Source organism: Mesorhizobium sp. M8A.F.Ca.ET.021.01.1.1, assembly GCF_003998025.1.
Classification (GTDB): Bacteria; Pseudomonadota; Alphaproteobacteria; order Rhizobiales; family Rhizobiaceae; genus Mesorhizobium.
The window spans coordinates 1-21,000 of record NZ_RZSJ01000032.1 but is presented as its reverse complement, the minus strand read 5'-3'; the positions used below and the strand labels follow the sequence as shown (position 1 = coordinate 21,000).

The 21,000-nt window shown below is 64.0% G+C and carries 16 protein-coding genes and 1 pseudogene; 9 read left to right on the top strand and 8 right to left on the bottom strand.

Annotated features, from left to right (window positions below):
- On the bottom strand, nucleotides 1-482 hold a 482-nt coding region (locus tag EOA36_RS05275), incomplete at its 3' end, for a glycosyltransferase (RefSeq protein WP_127275900.1).
- Between the two features lie 170 nt (nucleotides 483-652).
- Between EOA36_RS05275 and EOA36_RS05270 the strand changes: the two genes are divergently transcribed.
- From EOA36_RS05270 to EOA36_RS05260, 3 genes are read left to right on the top strand one after another with little or no spacing between them, the layout of a single operon-like run.
- Nucleotides 653-1,825 (top strand): glycosyltransferase family 4 protein, encoded by a 1,173-nt coding sequence (locus EOA36_RS05270; protein ID WP_127275899.1) that lies wholly within the window; start codon nucleotides 653-655, stop codon nucleotides 1,823-1,825.
- Nucleotides 1,822-2,628: a WecB/TagA/CpsF family glycosyltransferase gene (locus EOA36_RS05265; RefSeq protein ID WP_127275898.1), complete on the top strand. Its 807-nt coding sequence runs from the start codon at nucleotides 1,822-1,824 to the stop codon at nucleotides 2,626-2,628. The genes EOA36_RS05270 and EOA36_RS05265 overlap by 4 nt, the downstream gene beginning before the upstream one ends.
- Nucleotides 2,625-3,551 carry a DUF6492 family protein gene (locus EOA36_RS05260; protein WP_127275897.1) on the top strand — a complete coding sequence of 309 codons (927 nt, stop codon included), beginning with the start codon at nucleotides 2,625-2,627 and terminating at the stop codon, nucleotides 3,549-3,551. The genes EOA36_RS05265 and EOA36_RS05260 overlap by 4 nt, the downstream gene beginning before the upstream one ends.
- Before the next feature lie 6 nt (nucleotides 3,552-3,557).
- Here the strand turns inward: EOA36_RS05260 and EOA36_RS05255 are convergent, their stop codons facing one another.
- Nucleotides 3,558-4,853 (bottom strand): lipopolysaccharide biosynthesis protein, encoded by a 1,296-nt coding sequence (locus EOA36_RS05255; protein WP_127275896.1) that lies wholly within the window; start codon nucleotides 4,851-4,853, stop codon nucleotides 3,558-3,560.
- A 200-nt stretch (nucleotides 4,854-5,053) separates the two neighbouring features.
- On the opposite strand from EOA36_RS05255, the gene EOA36_RS05250 reads away from it, so the two are divergent.
- The 4 genes from EOA36_RS05250 (at nucleotide 5,054) to EOA36_RS05235 (ending at nucleotide 11,528) form a co-directional block, all read left to right on the top strand.
- Nucleotides 5,054-7,645, top strand: a complete 2,592-nt coding sequence (locus tag EOA36_RS05250; protein WP_127275895.1) for a GumC family protein — start codon at nucleotides 5,054-5,056, stop codon at nucleotides 7,643-7,645.
- Between the two features lie 183 nt (nucleotides 7,646-7,828).
- On the top strand, nucleotides 7,829-8,728 hold the full coding sequence (folD, locus tag EOA36_RS05245) for a bifunctional methylenetetrahydrofolate dehydrogenase/methenyltetrahydrofolate cyclohydrolase FolD (RefSeq protein ID WP_127275894.1): 900 nt from the start codon (nucleotides 7,829-7,831) through the stop codon (nucleotides 8,726-8,728).
- Nucleotides 8,729-8,756: 28 nt separating this feature from the next.
- Nucleotides 8,757-9,755 carry a GlxA family transcriptional regulator gene (locus EOA36_RS05240; RefSeq protein ID WP_032922464.1) on the top strand — a complete coding sequence of 333 codons (999 nt, stop codon included), beginning with the start codon at nucleotides 8,757-8,759 and terminating at the stop codon, nucleotides 9,753-9,755.
- A 108-nt stretch (nucleotides 9,756-9,863) separates the two neighbouring features.
- Nucleotides 9,864-11,528, top strand: coding sequence for a VWA domain-containing protein (locus tag EOA36_RS05235; protein ID WP_127275893.1), 1,665 nt, complete (start codon nucleotides 9,864-9,866; stop codon nucleotides 11,526-11,528).
- Nucleotides 11,529-11,594: 66 nt separating this feature from the next.
- Here EOA36_RS05235 and edd read toward each other — a convergent pair whose 3' ends face one another.
- The 3 genes from edd to zwf form a co-directional block, all read right to left on the bottom strand.
- Entirely contained in the window at nucleotides 11,595-13,418 is a 1,824-nt protein-coding gene (gene edd, locus EOA36_RS05230; RefSeq protein ID WP_127275892.1) for a phosphogluconate dehydratase, read from the bottom strand.
- Between the two features lie 73 nt (nucleotides 13,419-13,491).
- The gene (gene pgl, locus EOA36_RS05225; RefSeq protein ID WP_127275891.1) at nucleotides 13,492-14,208 is read right to left on the bottom strand and encodes a 6-phosphogluconolactonase; all 717 of its coding nucleotides are present in this window, start codon (nucleotides 14,206-14,208) and stop codon (nucleotides 13,492-13,494) included.
- Nucleotides 14,190-15,662 (bottom strand): glucose-6-phosphate dehydrogenase, encoded by a 1,473-nt coding sequence (gene zwf / locus EOA36_RS05220; protein WP_127275890.1) that lies wholly within the window; start codon nucleotides 15,660-15,662, stop codon nucleotides 14,190-14,192. The genes pgl and zwf overlap by 19 nt, the downstream gene beginning before the upstream one ends.
- Nucleotides 15,663-15,973: 311 nt before the next feature.
- On the opposite strand from zwf, the gene EOA36_RS05215 reads away from it, so the two are divergent.
- Nucleotides 15,974-16,720 (top strand): SDR family oxidoreductase, encoded by a 747-nt coding sequence (locus tag EOA36_RS05215; RefSeq protein WP_127275889.1) that lies wholly within the window; start codon nucleotides 15,974-15,976, stop codon nucleotides 16,718-16,720.
- A gap of 19 nt (nucleotides 16,721-16,739) precedes the next feature.
- Here EOA36_RS05215 and EOA36_RS05210 read toward each other — a convergent pair whose 3' ends face one another.
- From EOA36_RS05210 to EOA36_RS05200, 3 genes are all read right to left on the bottom strand, one after another.
- The gene (locus EOA36_RS05210; RefSeq protein ID WP_189553127.1) at nucleotides 16,740-17,621 is read right to left on the bottom strand and encodes an SH3 domain-containing protein; all 882 of its coding nucleotides are present in this window, start codon (nucleotides 17,619-17,621) and stop codon (nucleotides 16,740-16,742) included.
- Nucleotides 17,622-18,006: 385 nt separating this feature from the next.
- A complete protein-coding gene (locus tag EOA36_RS05205; protein WP_127275887.1) occupies nucleotides 18,007-19,293 on the bottom strand; it encodes an FAD-binding oxidoreductase in 1,287 nt (428 codons plus the stop codon).
- 6 nt (nucleotides 19,294-19,299) lie between these two features.
- Complete coding sequence (locus EOA36_RS05200; RefSeq protein WP_167531254.1) at nucleotides 19,300-20,736, bottom strand: glutamine synthetase family protein; 1,437 nt, start codon at nucleotides 20,734-20,736, stop codon at nucleotides 19,300-19,302.
- A 148-nt stretch (nucleotides 20,737-20,884) separates the two neighbouring features.
- On the opposite strand from EOA36_RS05200, the pseudogene EOA36_RS38050 reads away from it, so the two are divergent.
- A pseudogene (locus tag EOA36_RS38050) lies at nucleotides 20,885-21,000 on the top strand (HAD family hydrolase); the annotation flags it as partial.

Here is a 21,000-nt window from a genome sequence, read left to right as displayed (position 1 = left end):
GCCCATGTCGCGTGGGCAGGATCGGCAAAGACGGGCACCTGCGGCCCGCCAACGATATCGGCCCCGAGCGTTTCGGCCGCGCGGCACATCCGCTCCAGCCATTGCGGATCGGCAATCTCGTCATCGTCGATGACCAGCAGATGCCTGAAGTTCGGGAAATGCAGGATCGCCGTCTGCCAGCCGGCATTATAGGCGCTGCAATTGCCGCGTTCATGCGCGATGATGACCATGCCCGGTATCTCGCCGCGCTCGAACAGCGGCAGCGCGGCCTTGGCACCGTCACGCGCCTCGGCCTCGTTCTCCATAACGATGACCGCAAAGCGCCTGCCGGTTTGCTGCTGGCGCAGCGACGCCAGCGTCTCCAGCAGCTGTTCGGGCCGCTTGAAAGTCGGCAAGGTGACGATCGCTTCGACGGCCTCCGCGTCGAGCCGGGGAGACCGTCCCGCGATCGATACCGAACCGTCCGATGGCAAAGGGATCATCCGTATCCAGCCGCGTCTTGAGTCGCGTTCTGGTAGCACCACGATGATAAGGTTTCGTTAATCACCTTGCACGGAGAGGCCCGCCAGGCATGGGCTTTGGGGCGTTGACCGTGCTCGTTTAATCAAGGGTTCACCGCGCTTTGCTACCGGCTACACCACAGGATAGTGAGATGCATCTGCTGTTCGCCACATCGATCGTGCCCGACGGTGCTCTCGCCTCGGGCTACGAGATCGCCAACGCCGCGATCATCGCCGCCTTGCGGCGCGCCGGCGCGCGCGTGACGGTCATCGGCTTCACCTGGCCCGGGAAAGCCGCGATAGATCCCGAAAACACGGTGGTGCTTGGTGCGATCGACGTGCGCACCGAAAGTGCTTCGCCGCTGCAAAAACTCTCCTGGGTCGGCAAGGCAATATTTTCGGGCCTCACCTTCGCGTCGGTCAAGTTGCGTGCGGTGTCCGACCACGACGTTCAGGCCGCGATCGAACGCGCCGGTCCATTCGATGGTTATGTGCTGAATTCCGTGCAGTTCGCCGGTGCTTTCGAAAAGCTCTTCGAAGGCCGGCCTTCGATCTTCGTCGCCCACAATGTCGAGCATCTCTCGGCCCGCGAGAATGCCGCTGCCGCCGGCGGCATTTTCCAGCGTCTGCTGTTCCGGCGCGAGGCAAGGCTGCTCAAGCTCGTCGAAGAGCGTCTCTGCCGCCGCGCGCGCTTCGTCTTCACGCTGGCCGAGGAGGATCGCCTGGCGCTCGGTGTCGCCTCGGATGAGCGTTCGGCGGTGCTGCCGCTGGTAACCGGCGACACGGCGCCGGTCCGGAAAGGGCGGCGCCCGATCGACTGCGACGCGGCGCTGATCGGCACCTGGACCTGGCAGCCAAACCGCATCGGCCTCGACTGGTTCCTGGGCAAGGTGGTGCCGCACCTGCGGCCTGGTTTCCGCATCCGCATCGCGGGCCACATGCCTGCCGGCGTCACCTCGACGCATCCGGGCGTCCAATTCGTCGGCCGCGTTCCGGATGCCCGGGCTTTCGTCTGTGGCGCGGCCGTCATCCCGCTGATCAGCACGGCGGGCAGCGGCGTACAGTTGAAGACCATTGAGACCTTCGAGCTTGGCCTGCCCTCGGTCGCCACCAGCCGTTCGCTGCGCGGCATCGACCACCGCCCCGCCAATTGCGTGGTCACCGACGATCCGGCCGGCTTCGCCCAGGCCCTGGAGGCTGCCGCGGCCGATATCGACGATGTCGATGGCACCACCTTCCATCGCCGGCAGGTCAAGGCGCTCGACGCCGCGGTTCGTGTCGGTCTCGAAAAAATCGGCGCCGTCCGGCGGGAGGTGCTTGCATGAACATGCACGCCACCCGCGCCGCGTTCGGGCTCGACAGTCTGAAAATGATCCTCGGCATCCCGGTGCTCGCCATCCGCTGGAACGATGCGATCGCCCTGCTCAATCGCCTGCTTGCCGAGAAGCGCTTCACCAAGGTCAGCTTCCTCAACGCTCACAATGCCAACATCGCCTATACCGACCCGGTCTTCGCCGAGGCGCTCGACGATTTCCTCATCCTGCCGGATGGCATCGGCGTCGATCTCGCCGCGAAGCTTCTCTACGGGGCGGCATTTCCCGACAATCTCAACGGCACCGATTTCGTGCCCGCATTCCTGCAGGCTTCCAAGCGGCCGCTGACCGTGGGGCTGCTCGGTGCGACGCGTGTCAACGCCGAGGCGGCGTCGCTGAAGCTGGCGGCGCTTGCCGTGCAGCACAGCTTCGTGGTCGTTCACGATGGCTATTTCTCCGCCGCGCAGGAGCCGGAGATCATCGGTCGGATCGCAAAATTGCGGCCTGACATGCTGCTCGTCGCGATGGGCGTGCCGCGCCAGGAACTGTGGATTGAACGCCACATCGACGAACGCCACTGCACGCTGCCGGTCGCGGTTGGCGCGCTGCTCGATTTCCTGAGCGGCTCGGTGCCGCGCGCGCCGCCATGGATGCGCCGCCTGAGGCTGGAATGGCTGTTCCGGCTGGCGGTCGAGCCCGGCCGGCTCTGGCGCCGCTATGTGGTCGGCAATCCGCTGTTCCTGTGGCGGGTCGTCAAGCAGAAATGGTCGCGGGGCGCCGAGACCGTCGGAGATGCTCCTGGAGAGTTTCGTTGAACAAGCGGTTCGTCCCAGACCCGTCGCCCGGTCCAGGCCTGTTGCCGAAGACGCCAACGGCGGCGGTGGTGACGGCAAGCTACGCCCCGGATTTCGAGCGCTGCCGCCTGCTGTGCGAAACGCTTGACCGCCATGTCTCGGGTGCTGCGCACCACTACATTCTGGTCGAACATCGCGACCTCGCGCTTTTCCGTCAGTTGGCGACCAGCCGCCGCTCGATCGTCGATGAGCGGGATCTCCTGCCGCGCTGGCTGCGCGCCTTCGACGATCCGTTCAGCCTGTTTCGCCGGCGCGTCTGGCTCAGCATGAAGACCCAGCCGCTGCGCGGCTGGCACGTGCAGCAACTGCGCCGTATCGCCATATCGGCGCACGCCAGGGAAGACGTGCTGATCTTCTGCGATTCCGACGTCGCTTTCCTGAAGGCGTTCGATTGCGGTGTCTTCTGGCGCGATGGCAGCGCGCGCCTGTTCCGCCGCGATGGCGTGCTCGCCGATGACGGCCATGACGAGCATCGCGTGTGGTCGCGCAATGCCGGCGCCGCACTCGGCATCGACCGGTCCCAGGCGTCGGTCCATGATTATATCTCGACGTTGATCGCCTGGCGCCGTGACACGGTGCTGGCCATGTGCGGCCGGATCGAAAAGGTCCATGGTCGCGACTGGGTCGAGGTCATCGGCTCGGCGCGCAAATTCTCCGAATGTATGATCTACGGCCGCTATGTCGATGATCTGCTGGACGGCGCCGGCCATTTCCACGGTTCGGAGGAATTCTGCCGTGTCCACTGGACGGGCGAGGCGTTGTCGGACGATGAGTTCCGCCGCTTCGTCGCCAGCATGGCGCCGGAGCAGGTGGCGATCGGCATGCAGTCCTTTATCGGCACGGATATCGGCCGCATCCGCCGCCTGATCGGGCTTGATCGCTGACTTGTCCTAGATTGCCTTCGCCGGTCGGCGCAGCGCCGAATAGGTCAGCAGCATCGACGCGAGATAGAGCAGCAGGAAGACGATGTTGAGCGACAGCACCAGATCAGATGTCTCGGTAATGGTGGTCAGCACATAGGTCAGCAGCAGCGCCTTGAGGGCGGCGAGCAGGCCCAGATTGAGCGCCCGCACCAGCGTCTGGCCGCGCGCGAACAGAAGCTCGGCCTGGTATTCGACCAGATTGCGCAGTCCCGGCACGCAGATCGCCAGCGCCACCAGGGGCGCGGCCTCGGAGACATTCCTGCCGAGCGCGTTGGGGAAGAAATGCAGCACGATGCCGAGCGCCGCCAGCGCCAGCGTCGAGACCGCGAACACACCGCCCTCGATGCCGCTCTTGACCGCCAGCCGTGAGAGGAGTTCGGGCGCGCGCATCATGCGCTGCACGAGCATCATCGAGAAGGTGCGGATGGGAATGGCCGTCAGGTCGACCAGGCGCATGATGATGGCATAGATGCCGGCCAGATGTGGTCCGCCGATCGCCAGCACCAGCAGCTTGTCGAACTCCATCTGCAGGTAGAACAGCACCTCCGCGCCGGCCACATAGATGGAATCGGCGAGCCGCCGCAGATAGAGCTCGACGCGCAGCCGCAGCCTCTGGCGCGGATAAAACCACCCAAACGCGAGCAGCAGCGAGGCGGCGTTGGCGCCGATGTAGAACCACGACCACACCCAGATGCCGTGCTGTGCCGAGACCATGAATAACACCGCACCAAGCGCCCGCAGTGCCGTGGCCAGGATCGCCAGTATGGCGGCGCGGCCGAATTTGCCCAGCCCGTTGTTGACGATCAGCGCCACTTCCACCGGTCGCCACAGCAGCGCCTCGGCGAAGACGATCGCCGTGAACACCGACAGCGGCACGGTGCCGGCGAAGAAGGTCAGGTAGACGCCGAACGAGGCGGCGGCCAAAAGCGGCAGCGAGGCGGCGCCGAGCACCAGGAAGCCGGCGGTGAAGGTGCCGATCAGATTGGGCCGGATGGTAGCGGTGCGATAGAGCGCCGAAATGAACCCGAAGGCGAGGATTCGCGACAGCATGACGCCGGCCGCCGAGGCAGTGGCGAACATGCCGAATTCGGCGATCGAGAGCGTATTGGCGAGTGCGATGAAATAAGCGAGTGAAAACACCAGTCGCCCGCCGGCACCGCTGATCGCCGAGAAATAGTCGCGCACCAGCCCGCGTCGTTCGGCCATGAAGGTGCCGATCCGCGCGAAGGTCCGCCTTTGCGGTATGTCGCTCGCCTCAGTCATAGGTCAAGGAAATGCATAGGCCGGAAAGTTTAACGCGCCGTTCTGAAGCTTTAGGTTGTGTTAGAAGTTCTTGCAATCAGGACGTGAATTCCTGCCACCGTCTTCCGGAAATTAACCTTTTGTTTCCTATGCCTGTTTAGCGTGGCTTAACGAATGGCCGACCGCCGCTCCCAAGCGGCCAAGAGTAAAGCTCCACGATAATGGTCGACAGGGAAAACCGTGAGGACTGGAAGCGCGAGCGCTCCTTGCTGGCGCTTGGCGACGCCGTGCGTGGCGAGGACGACGCTTCGCTGGTGTCGATAGGAGATCGCGCGAATCCTTCATGGCGCGAGGATGCCGCCACGCGCCATCGCCTGGCCCGTTCCCGGCGCGAGACCAAGGCGAGCCCGTCGCCGCTTGCCGTCGGTGACGCCGCGCCGTTCCCTCTTGACGGGGAGCAGCCGTTTGAAGCCGACGACGCCTGGCGCTCCCGGGCGGAGACCGGCGCCGGCGATCTTCCTCCCGACATGCCGCGCGCAAGGCCGGCGCCGGAAGAACCTTCAGGGACGGGTCGCGCTCGTGATGCAATCGGATCCCGCGCCACGGACGGAGCCGATACCTCCTCCGATGGCGGTGCGGACGGTCAGCAATGGAAGCCATTGATCGATCCGATGCTGGTTGTTCGCGGCGTCGCCAGGTCGAAGCTGCTGATCGTCGCGACCACGATACTGGGCGCCGGGCTCGGCATTGCCATCGCCTTGTCGATGCCGAAGAAATACGAAGCCACGACCGAACTGATCATCGAGCCGGGCGACCTGAAGCTCTCCGATCGCGATCTCACGCAACCGGTGGGCCAGCCCGACGCCGCGTTGGCCGTCGTCGAAACCCGGATCAAGATGCTCACCTCGGGCACCGTTCTCGATCAGGTCGTCAAGAATCTCAATCTAGTCAACGATCCGGAGTTCAACGGCCAGGGTTCCGGCGGCCTTGGCGTCATGTCGCTTATCCGCTCGATTGTGTCACGCCACGATGGGCCGGGCGGTGTCGATGAGGTTCGCCGCCAGGCGCTGGCCGTTGGCAATCTGGCCAAGAGCCTGTCGGTCGAACGCACCGGCAAGACTTTTGTCATCTCCGTCAGCGCTGTAACCCAGAACGGCGAGAAGTCGGCGCTCATCGCCAATACGACGAGGACCGTCTTTCAGCAGGAGGCCGCCAAATACCAGTCCGACATGGCCGGACGCGCGACGAACGAATTGACGTCCAAGCTAGATGATCTGCGCAAGGGGGTCGAGGCGGCCGAGCGCAAGGTCGAGGATTTCAGGGCCACGCATGGTCTCGTCGACGCGCAAGGCCATCTGATCAGCGACGATCAGATGCTGAAGCTCAACGAGCAGCTCTCCGTCGCCCGCGCCCGCACGCTGGAACTCAATGCCCGGGCGGCGTCGGCGCGTTCGCTGGACGTCAATTCCGTTCTGACCGGCACGTTGCCGGAAGAAATCAACTCCAACACCATGAGCGATCTGCGCTCGCAATATGCGACGCTGAAGCAGGAGGCCGATCGTGCCGCGGTTCGGCTGGGGCCGCGCCATCCCGAACTCCAGGCTCTCGATGCCCAGATTGCCGGCGCGCGCGAGCGCATTGCCAATGAACTGCGCCGCATCGCCTCTTCGCTACAGGTCGACCTGAAGCGCGCGGTCCAGCTCGAACAGGACCTCGCGTCTCGGCTGGCTCAGGCCAAGGTCCAAAGCGGCGACGTCAACAGCGACCTGGTTGCCCTGCGCGAACTGGAGCGTGAGGCCACCGCCAAGCGTTCCGTCTACGAGCAATATCTTCTGCGCGCCAAGGAGACCGGTGAACAGACGGGCATCAACACGACCAACATCAACGTGATCACCTCCGCTCAAGCCCCACTTGAGCCAAATGGACCCTCGCGGGCCTTGGCGGCACTGGCCGGGCTGCTGCTTGGCTTTGGCGCGGGTGTTGGTCTCGGCGCCTTGCGCGGGACCTATGACAGCCTGCGCGAGACGGCAAGCTCGCGCTCACGCCGCGAGCGCAAGCTGGACGAACGCAAGTTGGATGAACAGAGGGCGCCTCTAGAGGCGCAGGCATTCCGGACGGAGCCTCCACCCGCTCCGCCAATGCCGACAGCGCCTGTAGCGCCGCCTCCCGCGCCACCGCCGCCGGCCACGAGGACCGAGGCCGCTTCCGCCGAAGGCTCCGGGAGGATCGGCGCACTCATGTCGAGACTGCGCAAGGCCATGTCCCGCAAACCCTCGGCCGAAGCCGACGGCGACATCTCCAGCGAGTTCGCCTTACCCGCCTTTGCCGACAACGGACGGCCGGCCAACGCTCCGATATTCCCTGGCTATCCGGAGCCCGGTTTCGGCCCTCGTGCGACGGCCGGCCGGGATTATTCGCAGTCACCTTTCCAGCCAGGCGCCGAGGCAGGATATGGGCGGCAAATGGCGTCGCCCTCGCGCTCGCCGCTGATGCCGCAACAGGCAATGTATCCGGCTCCGCCCTTGCCGTCCTCTCCCTATGCGCAGCCGATGGGCTATCCCCCGGCGCAGCCCCGGTCACAGGCGGGTCATCCCTATACGCAAGCGCTGGCGGAACCCTATGCGGCGCCGATGCCGTACCCGCCGCCGCCCGTCCCGACGCAGCCACCGGCCGATCCAGCCGCTCCCCATGCCAGGTCGGTCGAGGAGGGGGGCGAACAGTCATCGGTCGAAGAGATTCGCGCCAGCCTGCGTGAATTCCGCGAAGCGGTCCGCGAACTCACGGAAAACCGCACCCGTCGCCGCTACTTCTGAGCCACCAGATAGGGTGTGGAGGCCGAACAAAACCGTGCCGGTTTCACGTAAACGGCATGGAACGGCGCTTTGACGGGATTGCGAACTTGAATTTTCATGACAATGCCGCGCTGCAGATTGCCTGCGCCGCTGCATTGTGTTTTCCGAAGGCAGCGTTGAGCGGAACGATATTGAGGGTGGTCCATGGCCGAAATGATTGACGGAAAGAGCGTTGCCGAAGACGTGGTGCGATCGGTCAAGGCGCTGACCGCCGAGTTGGTCGCCAAGGGCAAGGCCAAGCCGGGTCTCGCCGTGGTCATCGTCGGCGAGGATCCGGCCAGCCAGGTCTATGTCGCTTCCAAATCCCGCACCGCCAAGGAATGCGGTTTTCATTCGCTCCAGCACACGCTGCCGGCCGAGACGTCCGAGGCGGCACTGCTCGAGCTCATCGCCGAACTCAACGCCGACCCGGCCATCAACGGCATCCTGGTCCAGCTGCCGCTGCCCGCCCATGTCGATGCCGGCAAGATCATCCAGGCCATCGCGCCGCAGAAGGATGTCGACGGCTTCCATTTCATCAATGTCGGCAAGCTCGGCACTGGTGAACTCGACACGGCCTTCGTGCCCTGCACGCCCGCCGGCTCGATGCTCCTGATCGAGCGCGTGCGCGGCAAGGACCTGTCCGGCCTCACCGCCGTCGTCGTCGGCCGCTCCAACATCGTCGGCAAGCCGATGGCCAATCTGCTGCTTGCCGCCAACTGCACCGTCACCATCGCTCACAGCCGCACCAAGGACCTGCCGGCGCTTGCCCGCACGGCCGACATCCTTGTCGCTGCGGTCGGCCGGCCGGAAATGATCAAGGGTGATTGGGTCAAGCCTGGCGCCACCGTCATCGATGTCGGCATCAACCGCATTCCCGCGCCCGAGAAGGGCGAGGGCAAGTCGCGTCTCGTCGGAGATGTCGCCTATGCCGAGGCGGCCAAGGCGGCGGGCGCGATCACCCCGGTGCCCGGCGGTGTCGGTCCGATGACCATTGCCATGCTGATGGCCAATACGTTAGCTTCGGCCTACCTTGCGGCCGGATTGAAGCGGCCTTCCTTCTGAGCCCGGGTTGACCCTGAAAGCCGCAGCTTTGCCGAATCCCACTATTTCCCCGGAACGGCCGGTCACGAATGATCCCGTTCAAGGTGGCCGGCAGTTCGCCTTCCTGCTGGTCGACAAGTTTTCCATGTTCTCGCTGGCGGCCGCGATCGACACGTTCCGGTCGGCGAACCGCCTGCTTGGACGCGATTTCTACGGCTGGACGACGGTCTCCGCCGATGGCGACCCGGTGATGGCCTCCAACGGCCTGCCGCTCAAGATCGACTACGCCGTCGCCGACCTGCCGCCGGTCGACATTCTTTTCGTTTCGGTCGGCCTGACGACGGAATTTCCGGGCAAAAGCAAGGTTCTGGCGGCCTTGCGCAGCTGGGGCCGGCGCGGCAACGCGCTTGGCGCCTTGTCGGTCGGGTCCTACCTGCTGGCCGAGGCCGGCCAGCTCGAAGGCTATCGCTGCACCATCCATTGGGAAAACCGCGCCGGCTTTGTCGAGCGCTTTCCCGATATCAACTGCACGGGCAATGTCTTTGAGATCGACCGCAAGCGCTACACCTGCGCCGGCGGCACCACCTCTATCGATCTGATGCTGGAGATCGTGCGTGGCGATTTCGGCTCCAACCTCGCCAATGGCGTCGCCAACCAGTTCCAGCACGAGCGCATCCGCTCAGCCGGAGACCGCCAGCGCGTCGGCCCGGAGCGTGACCTGACGGGCAAGTCGGAGAAGCTCAGGCGCATCGTCGAACTGATGGCCGACCATCTCGACGAGCCGCTGTCGGCGGTACAGCTTGCCAAGTCGGCGGGCCTTTCGGTGCGCCAGGTGGAGCGGCTGTTCCTGCGCCATCTCAACGTCACGCCCGGGCGCTACTATATGCGGCTGCGGCTGGAGCGGGCGCGTGAATTGCTGCGTCAGACCAACATGCCGATCCTCGACGTGGCGATCGCGACCGGCTTCACCTCGCATTCCTATTTTGCCCAGAGCTATCGGCTGCAATTTGGCCGCCCGCCCTCGGAAGAGCGCCGCACGACATACTGAGTGATTTGCCTGGTCGGGCATGCCGGCGCCATGCCTGCGGGCTTGTGTCCCGACGCCCCGTCAAATAGCTTTCACGTGCCGACGAGGGGGCTAACTCAGGAGATTTCGATGGCGGGACTTGCACGGAGCGTCGCTGCGGCGATCCTCCTTTTGTCGATGACGACATTCGGCTTTGCCGCCAACAAGGTCATCATCATCCTCGACGCGTCGGGATCGATGTGGGCGCAGATCGATGGCAAGCCCAAGCTGGAAATCGCCCGTGAATCACTGAGGACCGTGCTTCAATCGGTTCCCGCAGACGACGAGATCGGCTTTATGGCCTATGGCCATCGCGAGAAGGGCAGCTGCGACGACATCCAGCTCATCGTGCCGCCTCAGGCTGGCTCGGCAAGCGCCATCTCGGCAGCCGCCGACAGTATGAAATTCCTCGGCAAGACGCCGCTGACGGCAGCCGTCAAGCAGGCGGCCGAAGCGCTGAAATACACCGAGGACAAGGCGACGGTCGTCCTCATCACCGATGGGCTCGAAACCTGCGGCGGCGACCCCTGTGCGCTTGGCAAGGAACTCGAAGCCTCCGGCGTCGATTTCACCGCCGACGTCGTCGGCTTCGGCCTGACCGCCGACGAAGGCAAGCAGATTGCCTGCCTCGCCGACAGCACCGGCGGCAAATACAGCCAGGCTTCGGACGAGAAGGCGCTGCAGGAAGCGCTGGTCGAGACCGTCGCAGCGCCGGCGCCGGCGCCCGAGCCGGCACCGGCCCCCGCTCCGGCACCAGCGCCGGAGCCGGCCAAGCCCGAGTTCAATTTCATGCCGACCGTGGTGCTGGCCGAGGGCGGCGATCCCGTCACTGACGGCAATGCCTGGGAAGTTTACAAGGCCAAATCGGACGGCACGCGCGGCGACAACATCACCACCGAATACGGCAAGTACAAAGCCAATCTGGAACCCGGCGACTACGTCATCGTCGCGCGCGACGGCGAGGCCAAGGTGGAGCAGAAGATCAAGATCGAGGCAGGCCAGGTCTACAAGCCGCAGTTCACCTTGAATGCCGGCACGCTCATCCTGCATCCGCGTCCCAGCCAAGGTGCCGATGTGGCCAGCGGGGCGGCTGTCGTGATCGCCTATCCGGGGGCCGACAACCCCCCGACCTATTATGGAGACACGAAAGCCGTGTTGCCGGCCGGCGACCAGAAAGTGACCGTCACGATCGGACAGGGCGCGGTCACCGAAACGATCCCGCTCGCTGCCGGCCGGGTGATAGACAAGGACATCATCGTTGGCGTCGGCCATGTCGTTGCCAACGCCTATTATGCGGCCGGCGGCGACAAGGCCGATGGTTCAGGCGTCGGCTTCAAGGTGCTCAAGGCCAAGAAGAAGATCGATGGCACCCGCGACGAGGTCACGTATGCCTATGGCCCCGACAGCAAGTTCGATTTGCCGCCCGACGACTATGTGTTGATCGCGACGGTTGACCTCGCAGTCATGGAACAGCCTTTCAGCGTCAAGGTCGGCGAGTTCCAGGACCTCAAGGTCGCCATGAATGCCGGCGTGCTGGCAATCACGGCGCCCGGCACCTCCAAGATCGAGATTTTCGAGACCAGGAAGGACATCAATGGCAATCGCAAGTCGATCGGCTACGCCTATGACGAGAAGTATCAGGCCGCGATAGCGGCGGGCGATTACGCGGTGGTCTCGGAGAAGCCGGACAACAGCAAGAAGGAAGGCACCGTGACCGTGAAGGCTGGAGAGCGGGTTGAACTGACGGTGCAATAAGGATTGCGATTTCGACCCGAAAAAAGGGCGGCCATGAGCCGCCCTTTTCATGCCGCACATAACGCGTCAGGCGGTGCCGAAGGCGCTGGCGCCGTGGTCGGCGCGGCCCACCAATTGGCGGAAACCAGCGAACAGCTCGCGGCCGAAACCGAATTCATTGCCGATCAGGTCGGCCTCGGCCGTGCGGCGCAGCGCGAATTCGGTCCCTGGCACCAGCACCTCCAGCGTGCCGGCATCGGCGTCGAGGCGGATGATGTCGCCGTCATGGATCCGCGCGATCGGCCCGTCCTCGACCGCTTCCGGCGTCACATGGATCGCCGCCGGCACCTTGCCGGAAGCGCCCGACATGCGCCCGTCGGTGACCAGCGCGACACGCTGGCCGCGATCCTGCAGGATGCCGAGCACGGTGGTCAGCTTGTGCAGTTCCGGCATGCCGTTGGCCTTCGGCCCCTGGAAGCGGATGACGGCGATGAAATCACCGGTGAGCGTGCCGGCCTTGAAGGCGTCGTTCAGTCCCTGCTGGCTGTCGAACACCTTGGCCGGCGCCTCGATGAGACGTCGCTCCGGCTTGACGGCCGAAGTCTTGATGACCGCGTGGCCGAGATTGCCCGACAGCACTTTCAAGCCGCCGGTCGGCTGGAACGCCTTGTTGAACGGCGCCAGCACCTTTTCGTCGCCGCTGGCACGCGGTGACGCCTCGCGCACCACGCTGCCGTCGGCGCCGAGCTTTGCCTCGACCGCATATGGCCGCAGGCCTTCGCCCCACACCGTCTGCACATCCTCGTGCAGAACGCCTTCGTCGAGCAGCTCGCGGATCAGGAAGCCGAGCCCGCCCGCGGCATGGAAATGGTTCACGTCGGCCAGCCCGTTCGGATAGACCCGTGCCAGCAGCGGCACTGCCTCCGAAAGATCGGAAATATCCTGCCAGGTCAGCGCGATGCCGGCGGCCGCCGCCATGGCGATCAGGTGGATGGTGTGGTTGGTGGACCCGCCGGTGGCGTGCAGGCCGACGACGCCGTTGACGAACGAGCGTTCGTCGATCATCCGCCCGACAGGCGTATAGGCATTGCCAAGCGCGGTGATCGCCAGCGCCCGCTTCGTCGCCTCGCGGGTCAAGGCATCGCGCAACGGCGTGCCTGGATTGACGAAGGACGCACCCGGCGTGTGCAGGCCCATGATCTCCATCAGCATCTGGTTGGAATTGGCCGTGCCGTAGAAGGTGCAGGTGCCCGGCCCATGGTACGATTTGGACTCGGCTTCCAGCAGTTCGGCCCGTCCTGCCTTGCCCTCGGCATAGAGCTGGCGGACCTTGGCCTTCTCATCGTTGGGCAGGCCTGTCGTCATCGGGCCGGCCGGAATGAAAACCGCCGGCAGATGGCCGAAGGTGAGCGCGGCGATCACCAGTCCCGGCACGATCTTGTCACACACGCCGAGATAGACGGCGGCGTCGAACATGTTGTGCGACAGGCCGATCGCGGCCGCCATGGCGATCACGTCGCGCGAGAACAGCGACAGCTCCATGCCCGGCTGGCCTTGTGTCACGCCATCGCACATCGCCGGCACGCCGCCGGCGACCTGGGCGATGCCACCGGCCTCGCGCGCGGCCTCCTTGATCAAGGCCGGGAAGGCCTCGAAGGGCTGATGCGCCGACAGCATGTCGTTGTAGGAGGTGATGATGCCGAGATTGGGCACCTTGTCGGCGCCCAGCGCCAGCTTTTCCGAGGGGCTGCACACCGCAAAGCCGTGGGCAAGGTTGCCGCAGGACAGCACCGAACGGTTGGCGGTCTGGTTCGACGCTTCGGCGATACGACTGAGGTAGCGCTCGCGGCCCGGTTTGGAGCGCTGGCGAATCCGCTCGGTGATGGCTTCGATGTCGCGTCTTGCGGTCATGGCATCAGGTCCTTTCAGGCGAGGTCCCGGAAACATCCTCCCGCCGTTGCCGGGACCACTTGTAAACTTGAAGTCAGGGCGCCCAGAAAACCTCCACGGGCCTGGGCGATGCGTCGAGCACGGCGCGGATCGGCTTGCGCGGTCCGGGTGCGACAGCGTTGTCGAAGGCGATGCGCTTCTCCTCGCCCTCTATGTGCAAGGCGAGGAAACCCGCATCGATGATGCGGGCGAGCGTCAGGGTCAGCCGCGGCTCACCAGCGCTTTTGGCATGGACCGGCAGGATCATCCTGTCGGACGCCGGGTCGAGCAGCTTCGGCAGATCGTCGGCGTCGGGAAAGAACGAGGCGGTGTGGCCGTCCGGTCCCATGCCTAGCACCACGACATCGAGCGGCCAGGGCAGGGATCGCAATGCCGCATCATCGGAAGCCGCGGCATCCTCGATGCCTGATGCCTCGTGGTAGAGCGGAACGAAACGGGCCGCCCTGGCCGCGTTCTGCAGCAGGTTTGCGGCAACCAGTCCGGCATTGGATCGCGGCGAGGAGGCCGGCACGAAGCGTTCGTCGACCAGCGTCACGATCACCTTGTCCCAGGCGATCGGCGCCGTGGAGAGCGCGGCAAAGAACTTTGCCGGCGTCGTGCCGCCGGAGACAGCGAGCACCGCCGTGCCGCGCCGGTCGATCGCCCTCGTTAGGCGATCGGCCACCTTTGCAGCCAGCGCCGAGGCCAGTTGCGGACGGTCGGGAAAGGCATTCCAGTCGTAGCCGGCGCTGTTCAATTGCTCTCGTGCCATGTCCGCCCGTCACGTTCGATCAGCGCTATCGAGGCTGACGGCCCCCATGTGCCTGCCGTATAGCCCTGTGCTTCCTGCTTGGCGCCTTCCCAGGCATTCTGGATCGGGTCGATCCACTTCCAGGCGGCTTCCACCTCGTCGCGACGCATGAACAGGGTCTGGTTGCCACGGATGACATCCATGATCAGCCGCTCATAGGCGTCCGGCGCGCGACCGTCGAAAGACTGCGCGAAGCTCATGTCGAGCGAGATCTGGCGCAGCCGCATGCCGCCCGGGCCTGGATCCTTGATCATGATGAACTGCTTGACGCCTTCGTCCGGCTGCAGCCGGATGACCAACTGGTTGGCGAAGATCGGTCCTGCGCCGCTGTCGCCGAAGATCGAATGCGGGATCGGCTTGAACTCGATGACAATTTCCGAAACCCGGGTCGCCAGCCGCTTTCCGGTCCTGAGATAGAAGGGAACGCCGGCCCAGCGCCAGGTCCCGATCTCGGCCTTGATGGCGACGAAGGTCTCGGTGTTGCTGTCCTTGCCGAGCTCCTCGACATAACCTTTCACCGGTCCGCCGGCCGACGCACCGGCACGATACTGACCACGCACGGTGTGCTTGGGCGCCTCGTTGCCGTTGATGCGCTTCAGCGCCCGCAACACCTTCAGCTTCTCGTCGCGCACGGCGTCGGCGTCCATCGACGACGGCGCCTCCATGGCGACGAGGCAAAGCAGCTGCAGCATGTGGTTCTGCACCATGTCGCGCAGCGCACCGGCCTTGTCATAATAGGTGACGCGATCTTCCAGGCCGACGGTCTCGGCGACGGTGATCTGCACGTGGTCGATATGGGCGGAATTCCACAGCGGCTCGTAGAGCGCATTGGCAAAGCGCAGCGCCATCAGGTTCTGCACCGTCTCCTTGCCGAGATAGTGGTCGATGCGGAAGATCTGGCTTTCGTGGAAGTCGTCGCCGACCAGGTCGTTGAGCGCCCGCGCCGAGGCGAGGTCGCGGCCGATCGGCTTCTCCAGCACGATGCGCGAATTCGGCGTGATCAGATTGTGCTCTTTGAGCTTGTGCGAGATATCGCCGAACAGCGCCGGCGCCACGGCCAGGTAGAAGGCGCGGATGTGATCGCTTTCGCCGATCGCCTTTTTCAGCTTGTCGAAGCCGGCGCCGCTCGTCGCATCGGCCGGGACGTAGGAAAGCCGTGCCAGGAAGGTCTTCAACTCCTTGGCATCGATATCGCCCGGCTTGACGTGGTCCGAAATGGCCTGCTTGGCGAAGGCCCGGAACTCCTCGTCGCTCATCTTCGAGCGCGACGTGCCGATGATGCGCGTCGGCTCCGAGAATTGATGGTCGCGCTGGCGGTAGTAGAGCGACGGCAGCAGCTTGCGCTCCGACAGGTCGCCGGTACCACCGAAGATGATGAAGTCGAAAGGGTCGACGGGGATGATCTGGCTGGTCATGGTCTGTCCGCTTTGACGCCGGTACGCGAGTACGCGGCTGATATATTCTAATCGATTTAAATTTTCCAGTGCCATGGTGTCACATCGAGGACCAATCGCTGGATATTGATTGGATCCACCTGTGCGCTTGACACTGGCGCCGCCGGGAGGCTTGTCGTGAACGAAGACTCCGGAAGCTTTCGCAGTTGCAGCATAGAACGTGAATGTGACGAAAGCTAAGGGAGAAATCGGGCTGTATCCCGTCGCGGCACCGGCCGGGCTGTCAGCTCTTTCGTGCAGGCTGCGCGATGAACCCAAGGAGCGGTAGACGCATGCGTCTGGAAAACAAGGTCGCCATTATCACCGGTGCGGCATCCGGCTTCGGCGAAGGCATGGCCAAGCGCTTTGCGCAAGAGGGCGCCAGGGTCGTCGTTGCCGATCTCAACGCCAAGGGGGCGGAACGTGTCGCCGGCGAGATCGGCGCGGCGGCGATCTGGACGCAGACCGATGTTTCGTTGCGCTCCGAGTTCGACGAGATGGTCTATGCGGCCAAAAGCGCCTTCGGCCGCATCGACATCATGGTCAACAATGCCGGGTTCACCCATCGCAACGGCGATATGCTCAAGGTCGACGAGGAAACCTTCGACCTGATCACCTCAGTCAACATGAAGGCGATCTATCACGCCGCCCTTGCCGTCATACCGATCATGGAGCGGCAGGGCGGCGGCGTCATCCTGACCACGGCGTCCACCGCGGGCCTGCGGCCACGGCCTGGCCTCACCTGGTACAATGCCTCGAAGGGCTGGGCGATCACCGCCACCAAATCGATGGCAGTGGAACTCGCGCCCAAAAATATCCGCGTCAACTGCCTCTGCCCGGTCGCCGGCGAGACCGGCATGCTGGAGAAATTCATGGGCGCCGATACGCCCGAAATCCGCGAGACATTCCACGCCTCGATTCCGCTCGGCCGGCTGTCGACCCCGCTCGATATCGCCAATGCGGCTCTATGGCTGGCCTCGGACGAGGCCGCCTTCATCACCGGCGTGGCGCTGGAAGTCGATGGCGGGCGCTGCATCTGAATGCGGCGATCGTCGGATATTACGCGTCGGGCTTGACGTAGCTCTTGTACACCCAGCCGTGCTTGCCGTTGTAGACGATCTCGCACCACTGCTTGCAGCCCATCAGTTGCACTGAAGTCCGGGCAGGCACCGTGCCGATGGAGGCTGCGCCCTTCTTCGGAGCACTGCGCATGGTGACAGTCCTGAGAATACGGCCGCTGCCCGCCGCAGCCACCTTGCGCGGCTTCGCCTTGGCTGCATTATCTTCGCCTTGTGCATTTGCAGGTTTTTGTTCCGGTACTTGCGGCTGCGTCTCCGGAATGCCGGCGGTCTGCGCGCCATCGGGATTGCTGCTGTTCGCAGGCGGGCTCGGCGCTGCGACCTTGGCAAGCTCGTCGGTGGCATCGGTATCGGTAGACGATTGGGCGAATGCCGCTGTTTTGTCAGGCAACGGCTCGGGCTGCTTGGCTATCTGGCTGGGGGCAGCCGCTTGATCGGGATCAGCTGCCGCGGCGGCAGCCTTTGGCTGTGCCCCGGTCCAGCGGGGATCATTGGGCGCAAGCGCTTGTATGTTGCCCGCCGCCGCTGCCACGATCGGTGACACCTGGCTGGACTTGCGCTCCGCCTGCGGTGTCACGGCAGCTGCGGTGACCGTAGTCCCCGAAGGGGAAACTTTCGTCGTCTTCACTGGAATGGCCGGAATGCTCTGCTCGGGGCTGGCGGCCGCTTGCCTCTCGCTGGTCGGCAATGCCAGCCAGAGTGCAACCGCGGCAACGCCAAGCAGTGCGGCGGTGCCGACCGCGGCAATGACCAGGTGCGAGTTCGAACGGACACCCTGCCAGAATGACGGGCGCATGTCATAGCCGAACTGCATGGCAAAGCGCCGACGTTCCGGAGCACCGAAACTGAAGGGCTCTCTCACTCTTGCCACCTCCATAAGCGGGCCGGTGTTCTTTCGATCAAATCTCGCAAATCATGCGTTCGATCAGCATCGGTCCCAAAACGCGGGCAGGCCCGCAACAATCCCCGAACAATCGCCCAGATGCGGACCTTTCGTCCGCGATTGTGGCATCAGTACGCCATTACCGAGGATTCTGCGCCTTCGCCGGCAATTCCGCAATGTCTCGCCCGGGCAACAAATGTTACATGGATATTACAATATTACATGAGATCGTGATCGCATCAGATGACGGCGATCCGATCCCTGCCTGAAGCACGTCGCCTCGAACCGGACTTATAACAACGCACTTTAGATCTGTTTTGATGCTCGTCGTTCGTCCTGGGCGAGGGCACTTTTGCGCGACGCATTAAATCCTGTCGCGCAGCGCGAACCAGTTGAGCGCCAGGAAAAGCAGCGGCGCTCGGAACCGGCGGCCGCCAGGAAAGGGCGGAATTTTCAGGTCCTCGATCAGCTTCAGCCGGTCGCGGTTACCTGTGACGGTTTCGGCATAGAGTTTGCCGAAGAAGTTGGACAGCATCACGCCGTGACCCGAATAGCCGCCGGCCGAGATCACATTCGGCATCACTTCGCGCACGAACGGCTTTCTCGGCACCGTGATGCCGACATAACCGCCCCAGCCATGGGTGATCTCGACATCGCTCAGCGCCGGATAGAGCTCTGCGATCTGACGGCGAATATGGATGTGGATATCCTTTGGATCGTTGACGCCATAGACCTCGCGTCCGCCGAACAGCAGCCGGCCATCCCGGGATTTGCGGAAATAGCGCACGACGAAACGGGAATCGTCGACCGATTCGCCCCCTGGCAGCACTTTCGACTCCGACCCCAGCGGCACGGTCGCGCCGATGAAGGATCCTATCGGCATGATGTGCGCGGCACTCACCGGCTCGAGCGTTCCGCCATAGGCATTGACCGCGATCAGGCATTTCTCCGCCGTCACCGTACCTCTGGGCGTGGAAACCCTGACCTTGCCGCCGGCGGAGATGATGCCGGTTGATGGCGTCGCTTCGAACAGGTGCGCGCCGGCTTGTGCCGCTACCCGCGCCGTGCCGATCACCAGTTTCATCGGGTGGATATGGCCGGTGCCGGTGTCGCGCGTGCCGCCGAAATAGGCGCTCGAACCCAGCCGCTCCGCGGTCTCCTTCGCATCCATGAATGAGATGTGCGGGTAGGAGAAACGGCCGGCCATGAGTTCGGCATGCGCCTTGTAGTCGTCGACATAGCGCGGCTTGTGCGCAACCGAAAGCTGACCCGGCATGTAGTCGATATCGATCTGGTTGATGGCGGCGAATTCGAGCAGGTGGGCTTTGGCCTCTTCGGCAAGATCGAACAGCGCCTTGGCGCGGGAAAGGCCATATTCGGCCTCGAGATCCTCCGCCCAGGCGCGTTGGCCGGTGCCGAGCTGGCCGCCATTGCGCCCGGAAGCGCCGTCGCCGAAGCGATAGGACTCGATTAGAACGACATTGGTCCCAGCCTTGGCGAGATGCGTTGCCGCCGAGAGGCCGGTAAACCCGCCGCCGATGATGACGACATCGCAGGCCCGGTCGCCGTCAAGCAACGGATATTCGGGCCGTGGGCCGGCAGTGTCCTCATACCAGGAGCGGCCGGGAGAAATTGGGGACTGATAGTTCATGACTGGTCAGACGTTGAGCAGCAGGTATTCCCGCTCCCACGGACTGATCACTTCCATGAACGTTTCGAATTCCGCACGTTTGATCGCTGCATAGGTGGCGGCGAAGGACTTGCCCAGCAACGCGCAGAGTTCCTCGTCGCCTTCGAACAGGTCGACGGCTTCGAGCAGGCTGCGCGGCAGGTCGATTTCGTCGGCGTTGGCGGTCGTCAGCACCGGCGGCTCGGCCTTGATCTTCCTAGTGATGCCGATCAGCCCGCAGGCGAGCGAGGCTGCAAGTGCCAGGTAGGGATTGGCGTCGGAGGACGGAATGCGGTTCTCGACGCGCCGCGCCGCGGGGTCCGAACGCGGCACGCGGAACGCCGTGGTGCGGTTGTCGTAGCCCCATTTGTTGTTTACGGGAGCCGATGCCGCCTGCGTCAGCCGCCGGTAGGAATTGACGTAGGGCGCGAACATCACCAACGCGTTCGGCACGTGCTTCTGCATGCCGCCGATGAAATGGAAAAAATCCTCGGTTTCGGAACCATCCTCGGCCGAAAAGATGTTCCTGCCCGTCTTCTTGTCGATGATCGACTGGTGGATATGCATGGCCGAACCTGGTTGGCCCTGGATCGGCTTGGCCATGAAGGTCGCGTAGATCTCGTGCTTGAGAGCCGCCTCACGGATGGTGCGCTTGAACATGAACACCTGGTCGGCAAGTTCGACCGGGTCGCCATGGCGCAGATTGATCTCGAGCTGGCCGGCGCCCTCTTCGTGGATGAGCGTGTCGATCTCCAGCCCCTGGCTTTCGGAGAAATGGTAGATGTCGTCGATCAGTTCGTCGAACTCGTTGACGCCGGCGATCGAATAGCCGGCGCCGCCGCCGATCGCGCGCCCGGAGCGGCCGACGGGCGGGGTCAATGGATAGTCCGGGTCTGGATTCTTGCGCACGAGGTAGAACTCGATCTCGGGCGCGACGACCGGCTTCAACCCAAGTCTGTCGTAGGCGGCAATGACGCGCTTCAGCACATTGCGCGGCGTGAACTCGACCGAACGGCCATCCTGGTGGACGAGGTCGCAGATGACGGCCGCCGTCGGGTCTTCTTCCCATGGCACCACTGTCAGCGTCGACAGGTCCGGCATCAGCTTGAGGTCGCCGTCGTCTTCCGGATAGTGGAAGCCGTTGCCGTCCTCTGGATAGCCGCCGGAAATCGTCGTCATGAAGACGGCCGAGGGCAGCGCCAGTGAGGTGTTGGAGGTGAATTTCTTCGACGGCATCATCTTGCCGCGCGCCACGCCGGCCTGATCAGGCGTGATGCATTCGATATCCTCGATGCCGCGCCATTCCAGCCAATCGCTGACTTCCTTCCAGTTCTTCACACCACGCAGGTTTTTCACAAAGGCAGGCGTGCGCGCCCGTCCTCCGCGGCTCGACGGACGGACTTCCTTTTTTGCAGGCGGCATCATTCACCAGATTGGGTTGCGGATTTCGGAGTATAGCCGTGCCGCGTGATGGAAGGGAAGAGGAGCCGCCGCCGGCAATTGCCGGTGCAGGTTGAAAACCGCCTGCCGGTCGGCTTAGGTTTGGCGCCTTCCCGCAATCGAGAAGCCGGCGATGCGAACCAGCGAACTGACCACGATCGGCTTTGATGCCGACGACACGCTTTGGCAGAACGAACAATTCTTCCGCACGACAGAAAAGCGCTTTGCCGCCATGCTGGCCGATCATGG